Consider the following 19,751-nt stretch of genomic DNA (forward strand, 5'->3'; position numbering starts at 1 on the left):
GCCATGCCTCAAAGGTAGTCAATCTCGCTTGCTTCAGGTGTTGAGCTGCAAGGGCAAGCAACCCCTTGTGTCATAGATGGTCAGTAGGATACGCAAGTCCCCACATGCCAATGCGTCCTGAATCTTTTGAGTTGCTCCCGCGGCGAGGCCTGCGGCATCCAGGCTTGCGGTCTGAGCGCTGTACTCCGCAATTAGCTCGCCGACACTTTTGGGGCGGGAAAGGTTGATCTTTTTCAACGTCCGATCGATTCGACGGCGACAGAACCTCACGACGACCTCGGCGGCGGCTGCGGCGACTGCAAGGCGGCGAAGATAGCCGCCCTCAGTTTGGATATGGGTCCGAAATATGGTTTCCCCACATGCCCGACTCGGGCGACCAAGCTTGCCCTATGCGGCTCGGGATGGAGATTCTGCCAAGGACCTAAACGTTCGAAAGGTCCGTAATGGCTTCGCGGCTTCCCGCCAGTTCCCGCAATCTGAATTTCTGAATCTTGCCCGTTCCCGTCTTTGGAAGTACCCCGTAAATGACCCTCACCGGGCACTTGTAGTGGGCCAGGTGCTCACGACAGAAGCGGATGATGTCAGCTTGGTCTGGGGCAGCGACGCCGGGCTTCAGTTCAATGAACGCGCAAGGTGACTCTCCCCACTTTGCGTCTGGTTGAGCGACTACAGCAGCGATCAGGACAGCCGGATGCCGATGGAGAACGTCTTCGACTTCCACCGAAGAAATGTTCTCACCACCAGAGATGATGACGTCCTTCGAACGGTCCGTAATCTGGATATAGCCGTCCGGATGCATCACAGCGACGTCGCCTGTGTGGAACCAGCCCCCATTGAATGCGCTGGCAGTGGCCTCGGGATTCTTGAGGTAGCCCTTCATCACGATGTTGCCGCGGAGCAAGAGCTCACCTTGAGTTTTGCCATCCCGGGGCACACGCTCGCAAGTGACTGGGTCAGCAACACAAAGGTCTTCCAAGCCGGAGGCCCGATTGCCCTGGCGAGCCATGAGGCGCGCTTTCTCATCCATCGGCTTATCGCTCCATGCCGGGTTGATGAAGCTGCTCACCGGGGTGCCGGATGCTTCCGTAATGCCGTAGACGTGTTCAACTTCGAACCCCATCTCGATCACTGACTTCAGCACTGCTGCAGGCGGCGGTGAGCCGGCCGTTCTAACTCGGACAGTACGCTTCAGTTGACAACGCTCAGCATCAGAAGAGTTGGCGAGCGATGCCAATACGATCGGTGCTGCGCAGAAGTGATCCACGTCATGCTGCTTGATGGCGCCAAAGATATTCGCTGCGGTCACCTTTCGCAGGCAGACGTGCGTGCCGGCAGCGGCGGTGATCGCCCACGCGAAGCACCAGCCATTTGCGTGGAACAGGGGAAGCGTCCACAGATACACCGGCCGACGGGGCATGCCCCAATCCGTGAGTTGGAGCATGCTCATAAGGTAAGCGCCCCGATGGCTTGGTACGACGCCCTTCGGGTCCGATGTGGTGCCGGATGTGTAGTTCAAGGCGATCGCGTCCCATTCCTCCTCCGGCCATACGCCCGGAAAGTCAGCGTCACCTTCAGCGAGGAAGGTTTCGTACTCCATTTCGCCGACCAGATCGCCGGTGGGTGCTTCGATGTCAGCGATGTCGATGACCAGTGGCTTGTTCTCAATCCGTTCGAGCGCTTTTGCAGCGAGCGAAGAGAACTCCCTGTCGACAAAGAGAACCTTGCATTCGCCGTGGCGCAGGATAAAGCGGACGCCTTCGGCATCCAGCCGGCAGTTGATCGCATTGAGCACTGCGCCCGATAACGGGATGCCGTGATGTGCCTCGACCATGGCGGGAGTGTTGGGCGCGAGAATCGAAACCGTATCTCCACGCTTGATGCCCCGCTTGACGAGCGCGCTCGCCAGGCGCAGGCAGCGTTCTCGTGTTTGCTTCCACGTTTGCCGCATCGAGCCGTGAATGATCGCGATGTGATCGGGATATTGGTCGGCGCACCGATCAAGGAAGTGGAGCGGTGTCAGCGGGAGGTGATTTGCAGGGGTACGGCCAAGCCCGCTCTGATAAATGTTTCCGGTCATAGCGATGTCTCCACGTCGGGTTATGAATGCACGGCCCTGAGGGGTTCCCCGTTCCTCAAGCCACATCCCAATCTAGCGTTGGTCCAACGGGGTGAATGTCACCCCTGAGACATTTCCATGCATCGAGTTCCGACCTTCAAAGAGGGAAACGATTGTCGGCTGCAAGACATTGGAGCTGAGAAACGCTCGCTAATCTGAATTCTAAGTGGACGCGAGGTCCGCATGACAGTTGAGCGAGGTAGTAGATGGAACGAGCTGGACCGCCACCGGATGAACTTTCATCGATCCGTTCGGCTGTGGAATGGGCAATTGCTACGCGACGTAGCGTTCGCGCCTATCTTCTGAAGCCTGTCCCACACGAGACCATCAAGGCAATTCTTGATGTGTCGCGCTATGCGGCGACGGGAGTGAACATTCAACCCTGGAAGGTACACGTGGTCATGGGCGACGCCCGAGACCGGGTCTGCGCCGCAATCGCCAAAGTCGACAACGATCCCGAGTTGGCGGATGCGCATGCCGATGAATGGGACTACTACCCAGAAGAGTGGGTGTCGCCCTATATCGACAGGCGTCGTGACATCGGATGGAAGCTCTATGGCCTTCTTGGCATCGAGAAGGGTGACAAGCAGAGGATGCACGCGCAGCACGGCAGGAACTACCAGTTCTTCGATGCACCAGTCGGGCTGTTCTTCACGATCGACCGCGTGATGCAGCGCGGCAGTCTCCTCGACTACGGGATGTTCCTGCAGAACATCATGGTTGTCGCGCGTGCCTACGGTCTGAGCACCTGCCCTCAGGCCGCCTTCATGAAGTACCACAAGATCATCGAGCAAGAGCTTGGCTTGCCGCCAGAAGACATGTTCCTGGTGGGCATGAGCTTGGGCTACGCCGACGAGAGTCGCATTGAGAACTCGCTCGTCTCTGAAAGGGCGCCTTCTTCCACCTTTACGGTTTATCACGTCACCTAGCTTTACCCGCAGATGGACCAATAGCACCACCAACGATATCCATTCTCAAATGGAGGAGACCATGAGTAACGAAGTTGATGTTCAAAGGATCACACAGAACGCGAGATTCTCGCGCTTCCATGGCTTGATCCTGTTCTGGTGTGCCCTGATTCTCGTGCTCGACGGATACGACTTGGCCGTTGTGGGCGCGGCATTACCGTCCATCATGAAACAGATGGGGGTGGATGCAGCAAAGGCCGGATTCATGGCGAGCTCGGCCCTGTTCGGCATGATGCTTGGGGCGATTTACCTCGGCACGCTGGCCGACAAGATCGGCCGGCCTGTGTCGATTTCCGTATGCATCGCGCTGTTCAGTTTCTTCACAGCCGCGGCCGGACTGACGCACGATCCGTTGAGCTTCAGCATTACCCGGTTCTTCGCAGGTCTCGGGATTGGCGGCGTGCTTCCCATCGTGACTGCTCAGATGGGTGAATATGCTCCGCGCAAGATCCGAGCCCGTCTCGTCACCCTGGTGTTCGCTGGGTACTCGATCGGCGGCATCCTTGTGGCGCTCACCGGCAAGCAACTGATTGAAGCCTATGGCTGGCAGTCCGTGTTCTTCATCGCTGGCACGCCCATTCTGATCATTCCCTTCGTCTTGCTGACCATGCCTGATTCGCTGGCGTTTCTGGTGCAGCGAAACCGTGCCGAGAAGCTCGTACAACTGATCAGGAAGATCGCGCCGGAGGTTCAAGTCAGTAGCCAAGACCGGTTCGTCATGCCCCAAGAGGCGATGGTGACCAAAGCCCCGGTGGCCAAGCTGTTTCGGGACGGACGTGGATTCAGCACAGTCATGATCTGGGTCGCCTTCTTCATGGGGCTGTTCATGGTGTACTCGTTGAGTTCGTGGCTCACAAAGTTGATGGCCATGTCGGGCTATAGCCTTGGGTCCGCACTTACCTTTGTGTTGGTCTTCAACATTGGTGCCATGGTCGGTGCCGTGGGTGGTGGTTGGCTGGGCGACAAGTACAACATCAAATATGTACTGGTGGCCTTCTACGCGACCGGTGCAGTGTCGCTGGCGTTGATGGGTTACACGAAATCGACTGAGCTGCTCTTCCTTGTCGTGTTCGTCGTCGGTGCCTCCACCCTTGGAACACAGCTCCTGGCGTACGCATACGCCGGTGAGTTTTACCCCGCTTCGATTCGCTCGACCGGTGTGGGCTTTGCCTCCGGTATCGGCCGCCTCGGAGCGATCGCCGCACCCGTGCTGATCGGCATGCTGGTGGCGATGCGACTGCCTCTGGAGCAGAACTTCTTGGCGATTGGCCTTGCCGGCGTATTGGGCACCGTCGCGGTCATGATGATCGACCATCGCCGCAGCGCGGCCAACACACATGGCGCGCAAGCGCTTCCCTCACACTCCGACATCCCTTGGTCGGCAAGCAGTTGACCCATCACCCTCAGGAAATCATCCGATGCAGATCAGTAACAACGTATTCGTCGTAACCGGCGGCGGCTCTGGACTGGGAGCCGCAACTGCCCGATTGCTCTCTGAGCAAGGGGGCAAGGTGGTGATCGTTGACCTCGATCTGGAGGCCGCCGAAGCGATGGCTGAGGAACTCCGCTGCGCATCTGTCTGTGCCGACGTGACGAGCGAAGAGGGAGCAAAAGACGTATTCAAAGCAGCAACCGCGCTGGGAACATTGCGCGGCCTGGTGAACTGCGCCGGTATCGCGCCCGCGGAGAAGGTAGTAGGCAAGCAGGGGCCGCACGCAATGAGCTCGTTCTTGCGCACCCTCAACATCAACCTGGGCGGCACGTTCAATATGGTTCGGCTGGCCGCCGAAATCATGCAACAGGAGCCACCCGACGACGATGGCGAGCGCGGTGTGATCATCAACACTGCGTCGGTTGCTGCGTTCGACGGCCAGATTGGGCAGGCCGCCTACGCCGCCTCGAAGGGCGGTGTGGTTGCGATGACCTTGCCGCTCGCGCGGGAGTTGGCCAGGTCCGGAATTCGGGTCGTGACGATTGCTCCAGGGATCATGGAAACCCCGATGCTGCTCAAGATGCCAGCCGATGTGCAAGAGGCGCTGGGTCGGTCCGTTCCGTTTCCTTCGCGCTTGGGTAAGGCGACGGAGTTCGCTGGTCTGGTCGAGCACGTGCTTGGCAATGGCTACTTGAATGGCGAGGTCATCCGGCTCGATGGCGCCATCCGGATGGCGGCAAAGTAAATCACCAGAACGGAGACCGAACATGAGTACAAACGATCCAGTCGTCATTCTGTCCGCCGCACGCACGCCGATCGGTGGCTTCCAAGGAGATCTCGCAAGCCTGACAGCCCCGGAACTGGGCGGGTTCGCTATTCGCGCAGCTGTCGAGCGCGCGCGTATCGATGCTGGCGCGATCCAGGAACTGCTGATGGGTTGTGTTCTCCCGGCCGGCGTTGGTCAGGCTCCTGCGCGGCAGGCCTGCCTGAACGCCGGCCTTGCTGAATCAGTGACGTGTACGACGATCAGCAAGGTGTGCGGATCCGGCATGAAAGCCGTGATGCTGGCGCATGATTCGATCGCCGCTGCTACCAACGACGTGATGGTTGCTGGGGGCATGGAGTCGATGACGAACGCCCCCTATCTGCTGCCCAAAGCGCGCAAAGGGTATCGGCTCGGCCACGGGCAGTTGCTGGACCACATGTTCTTCGATGGATTGGAAGACCACTATCGAGACGACACACGCGGCCGGCTGATGGGTACGTTCGCCGAGGACTGTGCCGAGCGCTATGGCTTCTCGCGCGAAGCCCAGGACGAATGGGCCATTCTCTCGACCCAGCGTGCGAAGGCGGCGATCGAACGCGGTGATTTCGCATGGGAAACGACGCCGATCACGGTCCAAGGTCGGACAGGGGAGGTCACGCTGCGGAGCGATGAGCAGCCGCCAAAGGTCAACCTTGAGAAGATCCGCTCGTTGAAGCCGGCCTTCAAAAAAGGGGGGACGGTGACGCCGGCGAACTCAAGCTCGATTTCGGACGGCGCTGCTGCGTTGGTGCTGGCGCGGGAATCGACTGCCAGGAAGCTGGGTGTACAGCCGCTCGCCCGAATCGTTGGCCACGCGACGCATGCACAAGCGCCCGCGGACTTCACCACTGCTCCGGTGGGGGCCATCCAGAAGTTGCTTGGTCAGACCGGTTGGTCGACCGCAGATGTCGATTTGTGGGAAATCAACGAGGCGTTCGCTGTAGTCACGATGGCGGCGATTCATGACCTGCGCTTGGACCCTGAGACGGTCAACGTTCATGGTGGAGCGTGCGCTCTTGGGCATCCCATCGGTGCGTCTGGCGCACGGATCCTTGTGACACTTCTTGGCGCCCTCAGGGAGGCGGAAAAGAAGCGTGGCGTGGCAAGCCTTTGCATCGGTGGCGGTGAGGCAACCGCGGTGGCGGTCGAGTTGTTGTAAGGAAAGGCCACCTGCCTCGCATTCGACGCGAGGCAGGTGGCGTCGTGAAGTTGTTGGCCGGAGCCAAATGTGAGTGAAGTGGTTTTGCGAAAGGCGATCGACCGCGTCGGTCTGATTCAGATCAACAGCCCCGAAGCGCTGAATGCGCTCAATGACGATGTCATGAATGGAGTCGGGGCCGCTGTTGATGCGTACGAGCGGGACGACAACATCGGATGCATCGTCCTGACCGGCAAGGGATGTCCGCCTTCCTGTCGAAACGGCAACCAGCGTTCAAGCACCGCTGACAGCGGGTAAATGCTTAAGGTGTCGAGACCACAGAGCGGGTGGCATTCCAGAACGAAAACGACTGCCAGCTTTAACAAAGTTTTCTGTACATCAAGGAGTGGCCCAACCTGAATTTGGCAGGGCTACTCCAACATCTTCGACTGAATACGGCTCGAAGTTTCCAATCGTCTTGCGCAAGACAATCCTGAGCAGGCCCGATCGGTATGGTCGTCATCGGGGTGCTTCGCCGCCATGCTCGTCAGTGACGACGCACCTCGCAGGACTATTTACTTGAACGAAAGCGACTCGTGGACAACTAGAAGTCCCGGCGTCTGCTAGGAGACAACGTCATGAAGTTCACCAAAGTCAGGCCGCAATGGCTTGCACCCACTGTGGCAACGCTATCGGCCTTGCTCGTCGTTGGTTGTGGAGGAGGCAGCGACTCTGTCGTAGCCGATGCCACGCCCCAGTTGACGCCAGCGCAGCAGTGCGCGGCGCTTCAAGGTTCAGCCGTACCAGCCTCCGCGATTGGTTTGCCAACGACTGGCGCCACGATCGCGTCGGCGACGCTCATTGCTGCCACGGCGTCGGGCAATACAAATGGCGAGTTCTGCAAGGTCTTGGGGGGGATTCATCCCGTGGACCCGGCCGCGCCGGACATCAAGTTCGAAGTTGATTTGCCGTCCACTTGGAACGGGAAATCTGTTCACTTCGGTGGCGGTGGGCTTGACGGGTCTGTCCCGGACACAACAGGCTTCACAAAAACCGGCTTCACATCCTATGGCGAACCGAAGGGGGTTCTGACTCCGCTGGCGCGCGGATATGTGACGCTTGGCAGCGATAGCGGGCATGAAGGAAGCTTTGGGGATGGCCGGTTCGCTCAGAACGATGAGGCGTTGGCGAACTATGCCGGCGACCACATCAAGAAAACGCATGATGTCGCTCTGTTTTTAACCAAGCAGCGCTACGGGGCAACGTTCGCGCATAGCTACTACATTGGTGGCTCTGGCGGCGGTCGCCAGGCGCTTATCGCTGCGCAGAAGTACGCGTCAGACTACGATGGCATCATTTCGACGTATCCCGCGTCCGGGATCATGGGGCTGGCCTACCAAATGGGGCGCATCTCTCAGGCGTTACTTGCCCCAGGCGGCTTCATCAACGCAAACAAGGCCGCTATGCTCAAGAAGGCTGTGATGTCGGCCTGTGACAGTCTGGACGGCGCGACAGACGGCCTGATCAGCAATCCGGGGCTTTGTACGTTCGATCCGGCGACTGTGCGATGCCCAGGGGGCGCCGACACGGGCGACACTTGCCTGTCTGACGTTCAGATCAGTACTGTCAATACCATGGCCACGCCGCTGAAGACAAATTTTGATTTCGCAAACGGTATTCACAGCATTCCTGGTTACAACATCCTCGCAGGCACCGATTTCTGGAGTGGCTTCTTGTTACCGTTGGGGGACTCTCCAGCAGACGCCGTACTGGACCCAGGGACAAATGCAACCGCACAATGGTCGTTCTTCTATGCCTTCCCGAATAGCCTCGTGCGATACGCTATTGCAAGGGATCCCTCGCTCGATTTGATGTCCTTCAACTTCACGGATCCAGGGCCGCTTACCGCTAGAACGCAGACGGTAAGTCAAATGATGGACTCCACGACTGTCAACCTCGACAACTTCAAGAACCGAGGTGGGAAGGTGATCCTTCAGCACGGGCAATCCGACCAGTTCATTCCGGCTCAAATGTCGATTGACTACTACAACCGATTGCTGGCGAACTATGGGCAGAATGCGCTGTCGTCATTCCTCAAGTTCTATCTGGTTCCCGGTGCCGCACATGGCACGGGCGGGCAGTTTGAGGCGGCATATGATGGGCTGACTGCTTTGGATAACTGGGTCACGAAAGGCACGGCTCCGCAGAATCTCGTCGTTACCGACTTGAACCCGCCCACCGCGGGGCGCACGCGGCCTCTGTGTGAGTACCCCCAGTGGCCAAAGCACGTCAGCGGGGACGTGAACGCCGCATCAAGCTATACGTGCTCCAATTGATCCACTGCCTGTGACAACATTGTCACAGGCGGATCAAGTCACTTCACAACTTCAGTCCTCTTGTGCTGCCGGCCGAAAACACGAGGCCGGCAGCACATCCGCTAAGCGCAAGAGGCTTGTAGAGGTAGTCGGCGCGACAGAAATCCTTGCGGAAGGCGAGCTCGGGGGGGGAGATCGTCCTCCGCTAGCCGGTAGAGACGGTCGATTCCTGAAGGAAGCGACTATACAGTCGGAATCCTATAGGCGGGCGCCTGTAAGCCTGAAACCCCTCGCAGACAAAAGGTGATGATGGCCGAGCCGTGGGCGGCTGCCTGGACAGCATCGGCTGTAGCGTTGTTGGTGAGCGGTGCCACCAGGCCTTCGAAAAGGCAGCCGACTATGCAGTCTGCCGATGCGGCGGCATCCTGTGCAGGGAACTCGCCATTCGCCATACCCTGCTCAATGATCGTCTTGAATACCCTGGCCAGTGCTCGGTGATAAGTGAGCCGGGCAGCCTCGACATCTGGCTCAACAGGTTCAGCGACTAGGGCGTAGGCTAAGCGTCGGCCTCGCAAAGCGCGACTCGCGAACGTCCATGCGGCCGCACCAAGACGTTCTAGTGCGGTCCCATCACGCATGGCGATACCAGCTACGACGTCGACTTCCCGTTGCGCCGTCGTTTTCACGAGTTCGACCAACAACTCGGTCTTGGACGGAAAGTAGCGGTACAACGTGCCGATCGCGATGCCTGCAGCCTCGGCAATCAACGACATCTGGGCTTCTCGGAACCCAGATTCCGCCACCAAATCTCGTGCGGCTTGGAGGATCAACGGATGTTTGTCGGCACCCCGCCGGCGAATCCGAATGCGCGGAGGGCTATGTGGAATTTCCATTTCAGTTATGCCTGCTTTTCGACGAGAAATTGTGCAGTACACCGCTCACCTTTAGGGTGGCCATTATAGCGCCCTCCGTACAAACACCTAGCCGCGCTTCCCTTGACAGTATCCCTTTCGGGCCATAGTCTAAAGCGAATCCAGATTTCACTTAACAGAACGTCGAATCCCACTTGATCCCGACAGCTTCCCAGGTCGGAGGTCTGCCAAGGATCTGGAAGACTGGACTTCTGCACAGCGCTTGCCACATGCCAGCGGTATCAAGTCGGCGACGGGTGCTCAGCGCAAACAGGTGATCATGCAACTGCGCAATACTGGCTCCAAATGATGAACCACGTGAATGGCATGCAAGCCAAGCGACCGGAAGCGATGCGAGTTTCGCCCGTCGCCCTCTCGAAATCCAGCAGCTTGGTCGACTCCACCTTGCAGAATCGCAATGATGGTTTTTGCAAGCCTGGCCATCTAAGTCTGGAGGCGTTTCTTTTGCAGGCGCCCTGGTGCTCGAATCTGACCTCTGAGCAGAAGACTCGAGTTATGCGTGATAGCTTTGACCGATCCTACGATGCTGGTGCCGTTGCGTGCCATCGAGGGGATCCTGCCGACCACTGGCTTGCGGTGATGGAAGGGATCGTGAAGGTCGATACCGCCTCGAGAGAGGGGCGGGTTATCACATTTGCGGGCGTTCCTGCCGGCTCGTGGTTCGGTGAGGGTGTTGTGCTGAAAGACGAGCCACGGCCCTATTCTGTTGTTGCGATCCGGGATAGTCGCCTAGCATTCGTACCCAAGTCGACATTCCTTTGGCTCCTTGAGCAGAGCCACTCGTTCAGCAGATACGTGATCGACCAACTCAACGCTCGATGTGGCTACTACGTTGGACTGGTGCACAACCTTCGGCTGCATGAAGCATCTGCGCGGGTGGCATTCTGTTTGGCAGAGCTTTTCAATCAGCAGCTCTATCCAGCCACGGACAAGACGTTGGGCTTCTCCCAGGAGGAAATTGGGAGGCTTTGCGGGCTTTCAAGGCAGAACACGAATCGGGCCATCCGCGAACTGGAAGATGCAGGGTTAGTGGTTGCTGAGTATGGGTCAATTCAGATACTGGATTTGGCGGCATTGCGTAGATTCGCACACTCCGGGGATTGAAGAGGCGCAGCTGTAATCGGGTCCGCACGCTGATGCGCGAGGCGGATTTGCGCGCGCGATGGAAGACGTCCAACGCAAAGTCCTTGTGGCCGCAGCGCATGCTCATGCCACCGACAACGATCGGTCGACGCCCGCCCACAAAGGGCACATTCGGATCGACGGGTCACTGCAGCCCCTACTGGAGGAGCTCCTTCGAGCGGAAGGCGTATCCGGGTACCGCTCTGGCAGCAGCCAGAATCCCGGCTCGGGCGCCCAAAGCGCCTCCATGGCCGGGCTTGGCCGGATGCAGGACGCGCCCCAGGCATGAGGGGTTGCGGCTCCAGTCGGGTGGGCGGCAGCGGCAGGGCAAGACCAAGGTCTGCGGGCTCGGTCTCAATGCGGAGAAGCCATAGTGCACGGTAGTTCAGCCTATTTCGGTTTCCTACTCTAGAAAGAGTTAGCAGCCCCGTGCCGACTTTCTATAGCTCTTGCGACGTCGAACCACTCCCGGATCGCGTCGGCCACAACGCTTGGATCGCAAGTGGCGGCATCCTGAACGCATGCCAGAATGAGACCTTCGACGTCAAATATCCCTTCCGCCCGTGCCCGCCAGGCTTCGCGGTCGCGTCCTCCGTGAACCAGATCGTCCTCGGCTCTTCCCAACCCACAACAGCCACTCAATTTTCTTCGAAGCAGACGTTCGCATTGCGGTCTGGCCGTGAAATCTAGTCAGGCGGTAGCACCAATGCCCCGCAACCGGTATCGGCGACGAAGGTCGCAAGAAATCTCGCCGGGTGCGTCGGATCGGGATTCTCGGCGAACAGGTGAAGTGCGTGTGGCGGCTCGAACCATGTTTGTCCACTGACATAGTCGACGGGTCCTCCTCCCGCCAGTTGAGAGCGAATCGTCCCCTCGAGCACGACCGCCGTCACCGAGCCCGGGTGACGATGCGCGGGCGTAAAGCCGAGCGGCGGAAAGTCGACGATAGCCGTCGTCACCGACTTGCCCGGCGCGTCAGGCAGAGCTTCGCACGACAGAATTTTTACGGTCGAAGCGGGACGCCCCGTCGCCGTGGCATCCGGCGATGCACTGGACAGCAGCGGATCGCCACCGCTGCCACAAATGCCGGCGAACCAGTCGATCGCCGAACGGGGCGTCGCCGGACCCGGCAGCAGCAATGCTACTGCTATTGCCGAAAGCATCGTGGGATTGCCCGGCAGCCGCGGCAAGTGCGCGAGAAGCAGCAGAGCACGCGGGTTCATACATGCGCCCCCGATCGCAGGTCCTGCGACCAACCCAGCTCACGCTTCGCCTTTGCACTGGTGACCTCGGCGTCGTCCTGCGCAATGTTGTATATCCCCGATGTGCCCCGTTCGAGCGCTAGCAAAGCCGCAAACGCAGCGGCTTCGACGTGCAGCGGGCTTGAGCCGGCGGGTACATCGCAACCCGTGCCGGGCCCGTAAATCTGTCCATACCTGAGTACGGTCCCAGTCAGTGGCGCCGTTTCCAACACATGGCGCTCCAGTGCCGCGACGCCCCGCACGCTAGTACCGCGCGGGCTATGCGCATCGATATCGAGTGCGCAGCTTTCATCGTAGGGCGTCCCGCCTGGTCGATACGCCCACGCGATGCTTTGCGCAATCATCCGCTTGCTACCGGCTGAAATGGCCGCTGCAACCAGGTTACGCGTTCCTTCGTCGCGAATCCGGGCGTTGGCGGTCACCGCCTGAGCCATGCGGGCGGGATCCAGCCCGAACGGCAAATCGGTCAATTGATGAATCACGCTATGCGGCGCGATGCGACCCAACGCGTCGCGTAGCGCGTCCACATCGAATACGTCCACGACGACCGGCGTGACACCAGCGTCTTCGAGGTTCTTCGCCCGGTGGGGGCGCCGGGTGCTGCCGAACACCGTATAGCCCGCCGCGATTAGCAGGGGCACCAGTGCGGTGCCAATGGCGCCGCTTGCTCCGGCCACAAAAACCCTGTGCTTCATCTCTCTTCTCCTGTTTGCGATTGCGAACGATGCAACGGTATGTCGCATTTTTTGATGAAGAGCAGGATAGGGTTGTTAATGGTCGCAAAAAAGGTCCATTATCGAGAAATTGATTGAGCCATTATGGAAAGGCAACGATGCGCCGAGCCGAACAGATCGAACTTGCACTTGCGCCGCGACCGAACGGGATGTCATTGCAACGCTGGCTATATGACGAACTGCGCACTGCCATTCTGATGGGCCGGCTGTCGTCAGGGGCGCGTCTACCTTCGTCGCGCGATCTCGCGGCACGTTTTGCGTTATCTCGCGGCACGGTACTAGGCGTGTTTTCACAACTCACGGCCGAAGGGTATCTGACGGGGGCTGTCGGACGAGGCAGTTTCGTCACGTCCGAATTGCCGGATCGACGTATCGACAGCAGCGATCGGCCGTCGATCAAGACGCGCGACGGACGGTCAGGCGCGCATGACCGCCATGGCGATAACGTTGACGACGCGCGACCACGTGCCATTGCGCTCTCGGCCCGCGGCCGTCTGCTTGCGCGAACCGCCTTTCAGGTGAGCGGCCGCACGAGTCCCGCTCGGGCTTTTCGTGCCAGCCAGCCCGATCTCGATGCGTTTCCGTTCGACCTGTGGGCGCGGCTGGCAGCGAAACGCACGCGCCGGACTCGACGAGATCTGCTTGGCGACGGTGAGGCGCAAGGATATCGGCCGCTGCGCGCGGCGATTGCCGAGTACGTGGGCATGTCGCGAGGTATTACGTGCACGGCAGATAGCGTCGTGGTGCTCGGCAGCGTCCAGCAGGCTATCGATTTGGGCGCGCGTCTGCTGCTCGATCCGGGCGACGCCGCGTGGATCGAAGATCCGGGATATCCGGGCGCGCGCTTCGTGCTCGAGGCCGCGGGCGCCCGGGTTGTCGGTGTGCCTGTCGATGCGGGGGGCATCGACGTGGAATGGGCACGACAGCACGCGCCCGACGCGCGTCTAGCCTACGTCACGGCAGGGCGGCAAGCACCGCTCGGACCGCCGCTCGCGCTTGAACGGCGATTGTCGCTGCTCGAATGGGCACGGGATCGAGACGCCGTCATCATCGAAGACGACTACGACAGCGAATACCGCTTCGAAGGCAATCCGCTGGCCGCAATGAAGAGCCTCGACCACGACGGACGCGTGATCTACTGCGGCACATTCAGCAAATTGCTGTTTCCTGGGTTACGGACCGCGTATGCGATCTTGCCTGACCGGTTTGTCGATCCGTTCGTGGCCGCGTTGTCGTTGACAGCGCGGCATGTCCCACTGGATCAGCAGTCGGTACTGCATGAATTCATCGCGGACGGCCATTTCGGGCGCCACATCCGGCGCATGCGCATGCTGTACGGCGAGCGTGCCGAAGCGCTGAAAAGCACTGCCGATCGGCGTCTTTCCGGACTGCTGCATGTTCCTCGAATCGTTGCGGGACTCGACGCGCCGGCCTTCTTGCCGCCCGGCATCGATGATGCCGACGTGGCGCGCCGCTTGGCGCGCGAGGGCATCGAGACACGACCATTGTCGCTCTACGCGATTGACCGTCCGGCGCCGTCGGGGCTGGTGTTGGGTTTTGCATCTGTCGGCAGCGACGCAATTGAGTCAGGGATGATCGCTCTTGCGCGTGTCCTGGCGCGTTAATTGTTCCGAACCGTTGTCATCTTTGGGAAGTGGGTTGGGCCGAATCGGTTGCCTTCGAGAGGATCACGACGCATCCGCTTCGGCACGATGAGTTTCGCGTTTGGGATTTCGTCGATCAGTCGGTTGTTGCCGCCCTCGATGGACTGCCCTATGTGCGGCACGAGCCCCGGTGCCACTCGGCCGGAAGTCAGGCGGCAGTCTTGCGCCCCACGTTGCGGATGAGCTGCGAAACACGACCCATGTACTGGTCGAAGAGCTGGTTCGCCTGCGCCTGATTGTCGATGGGCTGCGCGACGGCGCGGCCCTCGGCTTCCAGCTTGGCCCGGATCTCCGGCTTCGCCAGCGCTTCGCCGATCGCCTTGCGCAGCACTGCGATCCGGTCGGCAGGTGTGCCCTGCTTGACGAAGTAGCCCCCGCTGATCGCGTATTCGAAGTCGGGGACCTGCCGGCTTTGCGAGATCAGCGGAATATGCTTGAGCGGCGCGGGCAGCGACCTGGAGAAGCTTGTCAGCACCTTGAGCCGGCCCTGTTCCTGCATGCTGTCGAAGCTCGATTGATAGGGCAGGATGGCAAAATCCACCTCCCCGCCGGCAAGGCCCTGCAGCGCGGGGGCTGCCCCCTTGTAGGGCACGTGCAGGAAGGGCGCGCCGATGCGGGCGCCGAGTGCGTCGCCCATCAGGTGATAGATCGAGTCGATGCCGACGGTCGCGTAGGTCAGCGGCTTGCTCTTGTTCTGTTTCGCCACGTCCAGGAACTTGTCCAGCGAGTCGGCCGGGATGCCGCTGCGGATGAGGAGCACGATGCTGGCGTCGCTAATCGGGGCGGCAAGCATGAAGTCCTGGGGCTTGTAGCGGGCCGCTGGATTCAGCAGCGGGGAAAGGAACACTTCGTTGATCGAGCCGTGAAAGAAGGTGTACCCGTCAGCCGGCGCGGCCAGTACCTTATTGGCACCGATCAGCCCGGTGCCGCCTCCGTAGTTTTCGACGACTACCTGCTGCTTCACGCTCTTGCCGATGGATTCCCCGAAGATGCGCGCGGACGTATCGCTGGCACCGCCAGCGGGGTAGGGAACCACCAGCGACAGCGGCCGGCTCGGGAAGGTCTGCTCCGCAAAGGCGGGCAGGCCGGCAAGTACCGTCGAGCCTGCGGTCAGGCCAGCGTGTTGGAGGAAGCGGCGGCGCGTCTGTGTGGTCATGGTTGTCTCCCGTTATTGAATTTGTCAGGCGAGGTAGCTTTGCGTCAAGCTGGCCCAGAACGCTGCGCCTACCGGCAGGGCCCTGTCGTTGAAGTCGTACAAGGGGTTGTGGACCATGCAGCCGCCATCCTGGCCGAGGCCGTTGCCGAGCCGGATGTAGGCGCCGGGGCGATGCTCCAGCATGCAGGCGAAATCCTCGCTGCCCATCACGGGTCCGCGGGACACGACGTTGTCCTCACCCAGCAGCCGGACCGCCACTTCCCGCGCGCGCTCCGTCTGGCGGTCGTGATTGACCAGCACCGGATACTTGCGCTCATAGACGACTTCGGCCTGAAGCTGGAAGCTGCGCGCCTGAGCCGCCACGAAGTCCCGCAGGCGCGTTTCGATGTGGGTGCGCACCTTGGGGTCGAGCGCTCTCACCCCGATCTTGATCGTCGCGCTCTCAGGCACCACGTTGTAGGTTGCGCCCGCCTGGATGGAGCCCACGGTGATGACCGCCGACTTCAGCGCGTCGATCTCGCGGCTTACGATGGACTGCAGCCCGAGCACCATGCTGGCCGCGCCCTGCATCACGTCGATGCCATGGTGTGGCATGGCACCATGGGCCGAGCGGCCGGTCAGCGTCACCGTGGCACGGTCGAACGAGGCCATGGCCGGACCGGCGATGAGGCCGATCTGGCCGACCGGCAGGCCCGGGGCGTTGTGCAGGGCGTAGATCTCATCACAGGGGAAGCGCTCGAACAGACCGTCCTCCAGCATGCGCAGCGCGCCGCCTTCGTTTTCCTCGGCGGGCTGGAAGATCAGGTTCAGCGTCCCGTTGAAGTCGACGGACTCGGCCAGATGCCGCGCGGCGCACAGGAGGATGGCCGTGTGTCCGTCGTGCCCGCAGGCGTGCATTTTTCCGGGCAGGGTGCTGGCATAGTCCAGCCCCGTCTTCTCCTGGATAGGCAGCGCATCCATATCGGCGCGAATGCCCAACGTCCGCGTTCCCTGGCCCTTGCTTAGCCTGCCGACCACGCCGGTCGTGCCCAGGCCGCGATGGACCTCGTAGCCCCAGGCTGCCAACAGCTCCGCGACGAGGTCACCGGTGCGCCGCTCTTCGAACGCCAGCTCGGGATGCGCGTGGATCTGGCGGCGAATCGCGACGAATTCTGGCGCGATGGCCTCGATGGATCGTCTCAAGTGGGCGCGGGCGGATTCGGTCATGGTTGTCGTCGATCAAGGTGATTCACGCCATTATCTGCAGATGTGTCCGTCGCATCCATGACAGCTGAGGGGACGAATTGTTGTATAAATGACAACATTCGAACCACAACATTTGAGATGTCGGCGCAATGGAAGAACGGATGGGAGACGTGCTGGATCGGAAGCGGGCGCTGTGCCTGCTCCAGATCATCGAGACGGGGTCGGTGCGCGGCGCGGCGGATGTGCTCTCGGTGGACCCGTCGATGGTGAGTCGCGCCGTGGCCAAACTGGAGCAGGACACGGGCCTGACGCTGCTGGAGCGGCGCGGGCGGGGCGTCGTCGTCACCGACGCCGGGCGCATGCTCGCCCTGTTCGCCCGCCGCCAGCAGGATCTGCACGACACATTCCTCGCCGAGGTCAACAGCCTGAAGAACGCCCAGCGCGGGCACATCGAGCTGATATTTGGCGAGGGCTTCATCGACATGGTGCTCGAGCCGGTGCTGCGCGACTTCCTGATCGGGCATCCTGACGTGACCTACAACGTCCGGGTGGCCGGGACCGAGGAAACGGTCCGCTGCATCGTGGAAGACATGGCACACATTGGCCTGGTGTTCCAGCCGCCCAACGACGCGCGCCTGCGCTCGCATTATTCGCGGCTGTCCCCGATCCGCGTTCACGTTAGCAAGGGCCACCCCCTGGCGCACCACCGCAGCGCGCTGACCTTGGTGGAACTGGCGCAGCACCAGGGCGCGGCGCTGGTCGAGTCGTTCGGCGTGCGCAAGCACGTGCAGGCAGCGGAACTGGACGAGCACATCACCCTGAAGCCGATGCTCGTCACCAACTCGTTCAAGGTGCTGTGGGAATTTGCGGCGATGGGGCTCGGCTACATCATGACGCCACGCTCGATTCCGCTGAAGGGCGCACAGTTCACCGACCTGATATCGCTGCCGCTTGCCAATCCGATCCTGAACAACAGCCGGATCCACGTCGTCACGCGAGCCGGACGGCCGCTCTCGCCAGTCGCCACCAGCCTGTTGCGGCACGTGGTCAAGGCGTTTCCGAAACTCTGACTAACCAACCTGGCAAGCGCGGCGGCGGCAAGCCACAGTCCGCCTGCGAATTGCAGAGAAGGCGGACAACGCCCCCGCCATTGCACGCCGCGTTCGATCCGCCACCGCGAGCCAAGGTGATTGTGGTCACGGTGCATGGCCTACCGCGCGGGAGGGCCATGTGTGGCGCGGACCGGGCGGCGGCATATTGCAGCCTGCAGATATCTGCCTGATCCGAGCAGGCAGATGCCGGAATCGTACACGCCATGTGGCCCGTCTCCCCTAAATTGACGACGCTTGGATCGCTTCCTCCTGTGCGGAAGGCCATGCAAGCGACAACCATAAGCGCGGAAGACGGTTGGGCGAGGTGATGAAAGCACGCATCTTCGACCCGCTGGGCATGGTGGGAATCAAGTTCGGGCTGACCGAATCCATGAAGGCCCGCCGCGTGACGATTCACGAACGCGCCGCCGACGGCAAGCTGACCCCGCTGCCAGACCTCGTGCTGCCCGAGCCGCCGCCGATGGATATGGGCGGCCACGGCCTGTACGCCACCGTGGGCGAGTACATGACGTTCATCCGCATGATCCTCAATGACGGGGCCGGGCCCAACGGCCGCGTGCTCAAGGCCGAAACCGTGGCGCAGATGTGCCAGGATGGCCTGGCTCCGATGGGCCTTTCGGTGGGCAACCGGACGACCTCCAATCCCTCCCTGGCCAATTCCGGCGAGTTCTTTCCAGGGCTCGACGAAGTCGGGCGGCGACTTGGCTTGCTCAAGACGGTCGCACGCGTGTTACCCGACCCGCGCCAACCGTCTTACGTAAGCTCAAGTGAACGGCTCTAAATGGATGAACGATTCCATCAATTCGTTGCATCGACCGGTTGAACCCGCACCCCATTTCGGATATGCGCCGGCACTGATTCTTCGCTGACCAATTAGCCTGCCGGTTCAGCTTTCTCAGGTCATGTTCGATCTCCCGATCAACATGATCTCCGGCCCGTGAGCTATCGAGCCAGATCGCGTCGACATCCGTTCTCGGCCATGTGGACGGCGCGCCGACGAGATCGCCCCAACCGCCCTTGAGGAAGGCGCCAGCCGAGAGGAGGCGACATTGGCTGATCCGCGAGCGCGTTCTGGCCGGCAGTCTCTACGCCACGTGGCCGCAGACACCACACCTGTCACGCAAGGTGCGGCTGGCCGTGGATACGCTGGCCGAAGCCTTGCCCGCGCGCATGGATTGATTTGCCGCTTGTGCTGCGCCGTCTCTGCGTACCTGTTGACTTCGGGTATCCCGAAATGCCGCCGAGCCGATCGACCATACCAAAGGATGATTGGTATATCAGACGCTTTGCGAAGATACTCCAGCAAAGCCAGTTCATCCAACATCCCACATCGTGCAGTGGAGGCAGGAACCATGACACACGGCACCGCCCAGATTGGATCGACGCCCTATCGCACGAGCATCGTCGTATCCGGCCACGCAATCACGGCCGATGAACCCCACGCGCGCGGCGGGCAAGGCGCCGGACCGGCCCCTTACGATTTATTGCTTGCAAGCCTGGGAGCGTGCACCGCCATCACGCTCAAAATGTATGCCGAACGCAAAGGTTGGGCCCTTGAGTCGCTCGATGTCTCCCTGCGGCTAGTCGGGACGGACGAGTGGCGCATCGAGCGGACGCTTGTGATCAAAGGCCTGGAGGACAGCCAGAAAGCGCGTCTGGCGGAAATTGCCGAGCGCACGCCCGTAACGAAAACGTTGAGCCCCGGGTTGCCGATCGAAACTCGCCTCGCGTGACGCTGATCTGGTTCGCACGAAGCCGATGGCGCTTGGCAATAAACCCACCGGACGCCGCTCTCGAGAGGAGAACGTTC

Annotated in this window: 18 protein-coding genes; 11 read left to right on the plus strand and 7 right to left on the minus strand. The window is 60.8% G+C overall.

Features of this window, described 5'->3' with window-relative positions; all coding sequences use genetic code 11:
* Positions 1 to 421: 421 nt before the first annotated feature.
* Positions 422 to 2,077 carry an AMP-binding protein gene (locus tag AC1RQC_RS26600; RefSeq protein WP_492885093.1) on the minus strand — a complete coding sequence of 552 codons (1,656 nt, stop codon included), beginning with the start codon at positions 2,075 to 2,077 and terminating at the stop codon, positions 422 to 424.
* A gap of 245 nt (positions 2,078 to 2,322) precedes the next feature.
* Here AC1RQC_RS26600 and AC1RQC_RS26605 point away from each other — a divergent pair, with 245 nt between their 5' ends.
* The 6 genes from AC1RQC_RS26605 to AC1RQC_RS26630 all read left to right on the plus strand — a co-directional run bounded on the left by AC1RQC_RS26605 (position 2,323) and on the right by AC1RQC_RS26630 (position 8,795).
* Positions 2,323 to 3,045, plus strand: a complete 723-nt coding sequence (locus tag AC1RQC_RS26605) for a nitroreductase (protein ID WP_492372812.1) — start codon at positions 2,323 to 2,325, stop codon at positions 3,043 to 3,045.
* Positions 3,046 to 3,106: 61 nt separating this feature from the next.
* The gene (locus tag AC1RQC_RS26610; protein ID WP_492372813.1) at positions 3,107 to 4,477 is read left to right on the plus strand and encodes an MFS transporter; all 1,371 of its coding nucleotides are present in this window, start codon (positions 3,107 to 3,109) and stop codon (positions 4,475 to 4,477) included.
* Positions 4,478 to 4,502: 25 nt separating this feature from the next.
* Positions 4,503 to 5,261 carry an SDR family NAD(P)-dependent oxidoreductase gene (locus AC1RQC_RS26615; RefSeq protein WP_416046960.1) on the plus strand — a complete coding sequence of 253 codons (759 nt, stop codon included), beginning with the start codon at positions 4,503 to 4,505 and terminating at the stop codon, positions 5,259 to 5,261.
* Positions 5,262 to 5,283: 22 nt separating this feature from the next.
* Positions 5,284 to 6,480: an acetyl-CoA C-acyltransferase gene (locus AC1RQC_RS26620; protein ID WP_492372814.1), complete on the plus strand. Its 1,197-nt coding sequence runs from the start codon at positions 5,284 to 5,286 to the stop codon at positions 6,478 to 6,480.
* Positions 6,481 to 6,549: 69 nt separating this feature from the next.
* Positions 6,550 to 6,777 (plus strand): enoyl-CoA hydratase/isomerase family protein, encoded by a 228-nt coding sequence (locus AC1RQC_RS26625; protein WP_492372815.1) that lies wholly within the window; start codon positions 6,550 to 6,552, stop codon positions 6,775 to 6,777.
* A 320-nt stretch (positions 6,778 to 7,097) separates the two neighbouring features.
* Positions 7,098 to 8,795, plus strand: coding sequence for a tannase/feruloyl esterase family alpha/beta hydrolase (locus AC1RQC_RS26630; RefSeq protein WP_492372816.1), 1,698 nt, complete (start codon positions 7,098 to 7,100; stop codon positions 8,793 to 8,795).
* Between the two features lie 221 nt (positions 8,796 to 9,016).
* Here the strand turns inward: AC1RQC_RS26630 and AC1RQC_RS26635 are convergent, their stop codons facing one another.
* Entirely contained in the window at positions 9,017 to 9,667 is a 651-nt protein-coding gene (locus AC1RQC_RS26635; RefSeq protein ID WP_400102049.1) for a TetR/AcrR family transcriptional regulator, read from the minus strand.
* Between the two features lie 345 nt (positions 9,668 to 10,012).
* Here AC1RQC_RS26635 and AC1RQC_RS26640 point away from each other — a divergent pair, with 345 nt between their 5' ends.
* On the plus strand, positions 10,013 to 10,810 hold the full coding sequence (locus AC1RQC_RS26640) for a Crp/Fnr family transcriptional regulator (protein WP_492372817.1): 798 nt from the start codon (positions 10,013 to 10,015) through the stop codon (positions 10,808 to 10,810).
* Positions 10,811 to 11,514: 704 nt separating this feature from the next.
* Here the strand turns inward: AC1RQC_RS26640 and AC1RQC_RS26645 are convergent.
* Both AC1RQC_RS26645 and AC1RQC_RS26650 read right to left on the minus strand, forming a co-directional pair.
* Positions 11,515 to 12,051 (minus strand): cupin domain-containing protein, encoded by a 537-nt coding sequence (locus AC1RQC_RS26645; protein WP_492372818.1) that lies wholly within the window; start codon positions 12,049 to 12,051, stop codon positions 11,515 to 11,517.
* The gene (locus tag AC1RQC_RS26650; RefSeq protein ID WP_492372819.1) at positions 12,048 to 12,785 is read right to left on the minus strand and encodes an NAD-dependent epimerase/dehydratase family protein; all 738 of its coding nucleotides are present in this window, start codon (positions 12,783 to 12,785) and stop codon (positions 12,048 to 12,050) included. Before AC1RQC_RS26650 ends, AC1RQC_RS26645 begins: the two co-directional genes overlap by 4 nt.
* A 137-nt stretch (positions 12,786 to 12,922) precedes the next feature.
* On the opposite strand from AC1RQC_RS26650, the gene pdxR reads away from it, so the two are divergent.
* The gene (pdxR, locus tag AC1RQC_RS26655; protein ID WP_492372820.1) at positions 12,923 to 14,449 is read left to right on the plus strand and encodes a MocR-like pyridoxine biosynthesis transcription factor PdxR; all 1,527 of its coding nucleotides are present in this window, start codon (positions 12,923 to 12,925) and stop codon (positions 14,447 to 14,449) included.
* A 187-nt stretch (positions 14,450 to 14,636) separates the two neighbouring features.
* Here pdxR and AC1RQC_RS26660 read toward each other — a convergent pair whose 3' ends face one another.
* Positions 14,637 to 15,644 (minus strand): Bug family tripartite tricarboxylate transporter substrate binding protein, encoded by a 1,008-nt coding sequence (locus AC1RQC_RS26660; protein WP_492885097.1) that lies wholly within the window; start codon positions 15,642 to 15,644, stop codon positions 14,637 to 14,639.
* Positions 15,645 to 15,668: 24 nt separating this feature from the next.
* Positions 15,669 to 16,850: a M20 aminoacylase family protein gene (locus tag AC1RQC_RS26665; protein WP_492372822.1), complete on the minus strand. Its 1,182-nt coding sequence runs from the start codon at positions 16,848 to 16,850 to the stop codon at positions 15,669 to 15,671.
* Positions 16,851 to 16,990: 140 nt separating this feature from the next.
* Between AC1RQC_RS26665 and AC1RQC_RS26670 the strand changes: the two genes are divergently transcribed.
* Both AC1RQC_RS26670 and AC1RQC_RS26675 read left to right on the plus strand, forming a co-directional pair.
* Entirely contained in the window at positions 16,991 to 17,899 is a 909-nt protein-coding gene (locus AC1RQC_RS26670; protein ID WP_492372823.1) for a LysR family transcriptional regulator, read from the plus strand.
* Between the two features lie 349 nt (positions 17,900 to 18,248).
* Complete coding sequence (locus tag AC1RQC_RS26675) at positions 18,249 to 18,722, plus strand: serine hydrolase (protein ID WP_492885099.1); 474 nt, start codon at positions 18,249 to 18,251, stop codon at positions 18,720 to 18,722.
* Here the strand turns inward: AC1RQC_RS26675 and AC1RQC_RS26680 are convergent.
* Complete coding sequence (locus AC1RQC_RS26680; protein ID WP_492885109.1) at positions 18,652 to 19,023, minus strand: nucleotidyltransferase family protein; 372 nt, start codon at positions 19,021 to 19,023, stop codon at positions 18,652 to 18,654. The two genes, AC1RQC_RS26675 and AC1RQC_RS26680, sit on opposite strands and share 71 nt — an antisense overlap.
* 270 nt (positions 19,024 to 19,293) lie before the next feature.
* Here AC1RQC_RS26680 and AC1RQC_RS26685 point away from each other — a divergent pair, with 270 nt between their 5' ends.
* Positions 19,294 to 19,674, plus strand: coding sequence for an OsmC family protein (locus AC1RQC_RS26685; protein WP_492885101.1), 381 nt, complete (start codon positions 19,294 to 19,296; stop codon positions 19,672 to 19,674).
* The last annotated feature ends 77 nt before the right edge of the window (positions 19,675 to 19,751 follow it).

This window comes from Cupriavidus sp. GW822-FHT03E04, assembly GCF_058801495.1.